The organism is Oceanisphaera arctica, assembly GCF_002936955.1.
Taxonomy (GTDB): Bacteria; Pseudomonadota; Gammaproteobacteria; order Enterobacterales; family Aeromonadaceae; genus Oceanimonas; species Oceanimonas arctica.
This window is the reverse complement of record NZ_MPZM01000082.1, coordinates 1-5,846: the sequence shown is the minus strand read 5'-3', so window position 1 is coordinate 5,846 and position 5,846 is coordinate 1. Positions and strand designations below refer to the sequence as shown.

Here is a 5,846-nt window from a genome sequence, read left to right as displayed (position 1 = left end):
GGTGGCCGAGGCGGTGGCCGTTGCCAAGGCGGCGTTTCCGGCCTGGCGCGACACGCCGCCGGCCAAGCGTGCGCGGGTGATGTTTCGCTTCAAGCAGCTGCTGGAAGAGCGGGCCGATGATATCTGCGCCCTGATCAGCGAAGAGCACGGCAAGACCCTGGAAGATGCCCGGGGCGAGCTGCAGCGGGGCATCGAAAACGTGGAATACGCCTGTGGTGTGCCCGAGCTGCTGAAAGGCGACTACACCCGTAACGTGGGCCCCAATATCGATGCCTGGTCCGATTTTCAGCCGCTGGGCGTAGTGGCCGGCATTACCCCATTCAACTTTCCGGCCATGGTGCCGCTGTGGATGCTGCCCATGGCCATTGCCTGCGGTAACTGTTTTATTCTCAAGCCGTCGGAAAAAGATCCCGGCTCTTCGCTGCTGATCGCCCAGCTGCTGGAAGAGGCCGGTCTGCCCAAGGGGGTGATTGGCGTGGTGCACGGCAATAAAACGGTGGTGGATGCATTGCTGACCCACAAGGACGTCAAGGCCATCAGCTTTGTTGGCTCTACCCCGGTGGCGGAATACATCTACGCCCAGGGTACCGCCAACGGCAAGCGGGTGCAGGCACTGGGCGGTGCCAAAAACCACGCCGTGTTGATGCCCGATGCGGATCTTGATAACGCCGTGAGCGCCCTGATGGGGGCAGCATATGGCTCTTGCGGCGAACGCTGCATGGCCATTTCGGTGGCGGTGTGCGTGGGCGACGAGGTAGCAGATGCCTTTATTGCCAAATTGGAGCCACAGATCCGCGCCCTGAAAATCGGCCCCGGCACCCAGTGCGGTCTGGACATGGGGCCCGTTATCAGCAAAGAGCACCTGGCCAAAATTGAAGGCTACATCAAGGCCGGTGTAGAGCAGGGCGCCGAGCTGACCATCGATGGCCGCGGTCTGACGGTGGCCGGCCATGAGCAGGGTTACTTCCTCGGTGGTTGCCTGTTCGACCGGGTAACGCCCGAGATGAGCATCTACCAGGAAGAAATCTTCGGCCCCGTGCTGTGCGTGGTACGGGTTAACAGCCTGGAAGCCGCTATCGAGCTTATCAATGCCCACGAATACGGCAACGGCACCTGCATCTTTACTCGCGACGGCGAGGCCGCCCGGTTGTTCGGTGACGAGATAGAGGTGGGCATGGTTGGCATCAACGTACCGCTGCCGGTGCCGGTTTCCTATCACAGCTTCGGCGGCTGGAAGCGCTCCCTGTTCGGCGACCTGTGCGCCTACGGCCCAGACTCGGTGCGCTTCTACACCCGCCGCAAAACCATTACCCAGCGTTGGCCCGAGCGCGCCAGCCACCAGGCCTCGGATTTTGCCTTTCCGAGTATGTAACTCCACTGCCAAGGGGAGTGTTGGGGAGGGGTTACTGCAGAATCTCTGCATGACACCCCCCTCAGAACCTCTCCCTGGCGAACATCCGCCGTTATGCCTGTAGCCTCTCTGGTCGAATGAATTCGACCCTACGATCTGCCAGCTATCACAGGCCTTGAACGTAGGGTCCAATTTATTGGACCAACCCAGTCCACCATCATCTATATCCCGCCATGTCGGGCCTTTTCTTGGCGGCCGCAAGCTGTCACAATATGCGCCTCTTGGGGGAGTAATCGTTCGGCGCCCGCCGAAACCATCGTCAACAATCTCTAAGCCGAAGGCTTATGGTGATGGTGTCCTGTTGGATTGATGAGACCTGAGTCAGACCTATTTCCGGGCGGGACGTGGGTCTTTCTCTGGTATTCAAGATCCCGCCCTGAAGAGTCTTTATGCTACCCACTGCTGTTAAAACCCTGGTCACAACCTGCCTTGCTCCGGCGGGAGGCGCCTCATGCTGATGTCTGTTGCTGCCATTGTAGTTGGCCTTGCCGTGCTGGTGTGGAGTGCCGACCGCTTCGTGGATGGTGCCTCGGCCACCGCCCGTTATGCGGGCATGCCCCCCTTGCTGATTGGTATGGTGATTGTCGGTTTCGGTACCTCGGCGCCGGAAATCGTGGTGTCCATTATCTCGGCGCTGGAAGGTAATCCGGGCCTGGCGCTGGGTAACGGTTACGGTTCCAACATCGCCAATATCGGCCTTATTCTGGGTATTACCGCCCTGATCAGCCCGATTTCGGTGAATTCTCAGGTGCTGCGTAAAGAGCTGCCCATTCTGCTGCTGATCACCCTGCTGTCTTTGGCGCTGGTATGGAATGGCATGATCACCCGGCTGGATGCCGCCATACTGCTCGGCGTGTTTGTGCTGCTGATGGGCTGGAGCATCAAGCAGGGCATGAGTAACGGCAAAGACAGCATGACAGGTGAAGAGGTCAAGGAGCTGGACGAGAACCTGATGAGCCTGAAGCAGGCCATCTTCTGGCTGGTAGCCGGCTTGCTGCTGCTGATTGTCAGCTCCCGCATCCTGGTGTGGGGCGCGGTGAATATCGCCCAGGCCTTCGGCGTGAGTGACCTGATCATCGGCCTGACCATAGTGGCCATCGGCACCTCGCTGCCGGAGCTGGCGTCGTCCATTGCCGCCATTCGCAAGAACGAACACGATCTGGCCATCGGCAACGTTATCGGCTCCAACCTGTTCAATACCCTGGCCGTGGTGGGCCTGGCGGGCATTATCCATCCAATGGAAGTGGCGTCCGAGGTGATCAGCCGCGACTTTATGGTAATGGGTGGCCTGACCCTGTCGCTGTTTGTGCTGGGGTACGGCTTCAAGGGCCGGCAGGGACGCATCAATCGTTATGCCGGCGCCCTGCTATTGACGGTATACGTCTGTTACACCGGCTGGCTGGCCCAGAGTGTGCTCACCGCCGCTTAAGATTGCCCCTGCGCCCCGTCACCTCTGTGTTTTTTGGTCACCCCTGCGAAGGCAGGGGCCCATGTTTCCCTGCCTGCTCAATAAGCTTCAAAATATTTGAGGCTATACTCCCTCGCATGAGTCATCACCTCGAAGTGGGAAATAAGCATGCATTCGTCCAGAATTCTTCAACGGGCCGGCGCTGGTCTGTTCTGTACCCTGTTGGCATTGCCGGTGGTGTCCGAGCCGCTTTCTGCCAAAGACAGTGACCCCGCCAAACTGGGTTGGATGCAGGGCTTTCCGCCGGCGCCGGACAAGGTGATTCGGGCGGCGGATGGCTCTTTTTTTCAGTTTCCGGCGCTGCGTTACAGCGTAACCAACATGCGGCAGTTCATGCCCACGGTTGAAGTCTCGCGCGGGCTGGGAGCGCCGGTACGGCTGAAGTACCGGCTGGATCCGTTAATCGACTATCTGCAGTTTATGCCCTGGGGCTCAACCCAGCCGGTGAGCTTTGAAGACGCGTTGTGGCTCAACTACACCGATGGCCTGATTATTCTGCACCGGGGTGAGGTAGTGTACGAACGTTACCTGGGCGCCCTGAGTGAGAGCAAGAAACACGCGGCCATGTCGGTGACCAAATCCTTTACCGGTACCCTGGCGGCCATTCTGGTGGCAGAAGGCACGCTTGATGAAAGCAAAATGGTGGCGGAGTACATACCGGAGCTGAAAGACTCGGCCTTTGGTGACGCCACGGTACGCCAGCTGATGGACATGACTACGGGCCTGCAATACAGCGAAGACTATGCCGACCCCAATGCGGAGGTGTGGCAGTACTCTGCTGCCGGCAACCCGCTGCCCAAACCGGCGGACTACACAGGCCCCGTGGGCTATTTTGCCTATCTGCAGCAGGTGAAAAAGCAGGGCGAGCACGGCCAGGCCTTTGGCTATAAAACCGTGAACAGCGATGCGCTGGGTTGGGTGATCTCTCGCGTTACCGGCCAATCGGTGGCCGAGCTGTTGTCGCAAAAAATCTGGCGGCGCATCGGTATGGAGCAGGACGCCTATTACCAGGTAGATGAACTGGGTATTCCCTTTGCCGGCGGTGGCCTTAGCGCCGGCCTGCGTGACATGGCCCGCTTTGGCGAGCTTATCCGCAACCGGGGAAAATGGCAGGGTGAGCAGATAGTACCGGCCGCCGCCGTTGAAGACATTCGCCAGGGCGGCAGCAAGGAGGCCTTTGCCAAGGCCGGGTTCGACAAGCTGCCAGGCTGGTCTTATCGCAACATGTGGTGGGTAACTCATAACAGGAACGGCGCCTTTGCCGCCCGGGGCGTACATGGCCAGACCATTTATATCGATCCCGCCGCCGAGATGGTGTTGGTACGCTTTGCCTCGCACCCGGTGGCTGCCAACGGTGCCAACGATCCCACCTCACTGCCGGCTTATCAGGCGGTGGCGGATCATCTTATCTCCCTTGAATCAAAGAGGAAAAACCATGAAGCCAGCAGAGCTGTTCGACCTGAATAACAAAGTCGCCATTATCACCGGCGGCGCCAATGGTATTGGCAAGGCCTGTAGCGTAATGCTGGCCGCCCACGGCGCCCGAGTGGTGGTGGCCGACCTGAACCTGAAGGCGGCCCAGACGGTAGCCGAGGACATTTGCAAAGACGGCAGCCAGTCGTTGGCGGTAGCGTGCGACGTGACCAAAGACGAAGATCTTACCGCTCTGGTCGATGCTACCCTGGCCGAGTTTGGCCAAATCAATATTCTGGTCAACAACGTCGGTGGCGGTGGTGCCGGTCGTGAAAGCCCGGCCACCCTCAGCGTGGAGCAGTTTGCCCGCACCTTCGAGCTGAACGTGTTCAGCAACTGGCGGCTGGCTCAGCTGTGTGCCCCGCACATGGAAAACGCTGGCTACGGCTCCATCATCAATATGTCGTCCATGAGCTCCATCAACAAGAGCCCGGCCATCAGCGCCTATGCCTCGTCCAAGGCGGCCATCAACCACATGACCGCCAACCTGGCCTTCGACTACGGCCCAGCCGGCATTCGGGTGAACGCAGTCGGCCCCGGCGCCGTAAGAACAGACGCCCTGGCCTCGGTGCTGACCCCGGAAATTGAAGCAACCATGCTGTCGCACACTCCGATCAAGCGCCTGGGCGAGCCGGACGACATCGCTGGTGCCGTGCTCTATTTTGCCGCTCCCATCTCGAAGTGGGTAAGCGGCCAGATCCTGTTCGTGAACGGCGGCGGCGTACAGACCCTCGACTAAGTAACCTCTCGCTAATCAATACTGAACAACCAGAAACGGCGTGCCAGAGAGCACGCCGTTTTTATTTAAATGGGGGCCAGCGACGGTAGGGTCGAATTCATTCGACCGCAGTACGCAACAGGCTCCGGAATGGTCGATTGAAATCGGCCCTACGGCAGATAGCGCGGCTGGTATTCGTAGGGTCGAATTCATTCGACCGCGTTTAGATCCTGCCATCATGTTGGTCGAATAAATTCGACCCTACGAGGCGGGCAGACTTGTAGTTTATGTGTCACCAAACAAGAGCCCATAGGGCCTTGCCAGCGCGGCCTTGATGTCTGCCAGTGAAAACACCTTGAAGAACTCGGTAAAGCGGCTGCCCTCAAACCAGATCTGCACCACCGGCAATGCCATGATTTGCTGCTGGGCGCAGAGGCCTGAGCCATCTGCCTGACAGTCTACATAGCAGGCCTGCACGCGCGGAAAATGCTCGGCCAGCAGTTGCTGCAGCCGGGGCTTGAGCACCTGACAAACGCCGCAGGTCTGGCCGCCATAGAGCACCAGCACCGCCGGGTGACTGGCCAGCAGAGCATCGAGTTGGGGTTGACTGGTAACACACAACATCATGAATCCAACATCTCGTTGACATCCTCCTCGGCCTAAAGGCCGAGGATTCCTACTGCGGTTAAGCGCTTGCGCTTAACTCACTTCGGTGGGTTCCTGCTGCTGGCGACATTAATGCATCGCTCACTTCACAGGCTAACCGGGCGTGTCCC

General features: G+C 59.2%; 5 protein-coding genes. 4 read left to right on the top strand and 1 reads right to left on the bottom strand.

Features of this window, described 5'->3' with window-relative positions; genetic code table 11:
• Position 1: 1 nt before the first annotated feature.
• From UN63_RS16535 to UN63_RS16520, 4 genes are all read left to right on the top strand, one after another.
• Complete coding sequence (locus UN63_RS16535; protein ID WP_219821204.1) at positions 2 to 1,372, top strand: CoA-acylating methylmalonate-semialdehyde dehydrogenase; 1,371 nt, start codon at positions 2 to 4, stop codon at positions 1,370 to 1,372.
• Positions 1,373 to 1,862: 490 nt separating this feature from the next.
• Positions 1,863 to 2,840: a calcium/sodium antiporter gene (locus tag UN63_RS16530; RefSeq protein ID WP_104488589.1), complete on the top strand. Its 978-nt coding sequence runs from the start codon at positions 1,863 to 1,865 to the stop codon at positions 2,838 to 2,840.
• 147 nt (positions 2,841 to 2,987) lie between these two features.
• Complete coding sequence (locus UN63_RS16525; protein ID WP_104488588.1) at positions 2,988 to 4,346, top strand: serine hydrolase domain-containing protein; 1,359 nt, start codon at positions 2,988 to 2,990, stop codon at positions 4,344 to 4,346.
• Positions 4,315 to 5,091, top strand: a complete 777-nt coding sequence (locus UN63_RS16520) for a glucose 1-dehydrogenase (RefSeq protein WP_104488587.1) — start codon at positions 4,315 to 4,317, stop codon at positions 5,089 to 5,091. The genes UN63_RS16525 and UN63_RS16520 overlap by 32 nt, the downstream gene beginning before the upstream one ends.
• Before the next feature lie 264 nt (positions 5,092 to 5,355).
• On the opposite strand, the gene UN63_RS16515 is transcribed toward UN63_RS16520, so the two are convergent.
• Entirely contained in the window at positions 5,356 to 5,697 is a 342-nt protein-coding gene (locus UN63_RS16515) for a thioredoxin family protein (protein ID WP_219821203.1), read from the bottom strand.
• Between the last annotated feature and the right edge of the window lie 149 nt (positions 5,698 to 5,846).

Coding starts and splice junctions, on each gene's coding strand:
- UN63_RS16515 (WP_219821203.1), bottom strand. CDS start 5,697: ATGATGTTGTGTGTTACCAGTCAACCCCAACTCGATGCTCTGCTGGCC.
- UN63_RS16520 (WP_104488587.1), top strand. CDS start 4,315: ATGAAGCCAGCAGAGCTGTTCGACCTGAATAACAAAGTCGCCATTATC.
- UN63_RS16530 (WP_104488589.1), top strand. CDS start 1,863: ATGCTGATGTCTGTTGCTGCCATTGTAGTTGGCCTTGCCGTGCTGGTG.
- UN63_RS16525 (WP_104488588.1), top strand. CDS start 2,988: ATGCATTCGTCCAGAATTCTTCAACGGGCCGGCGCTGGTCTGTTCTGT.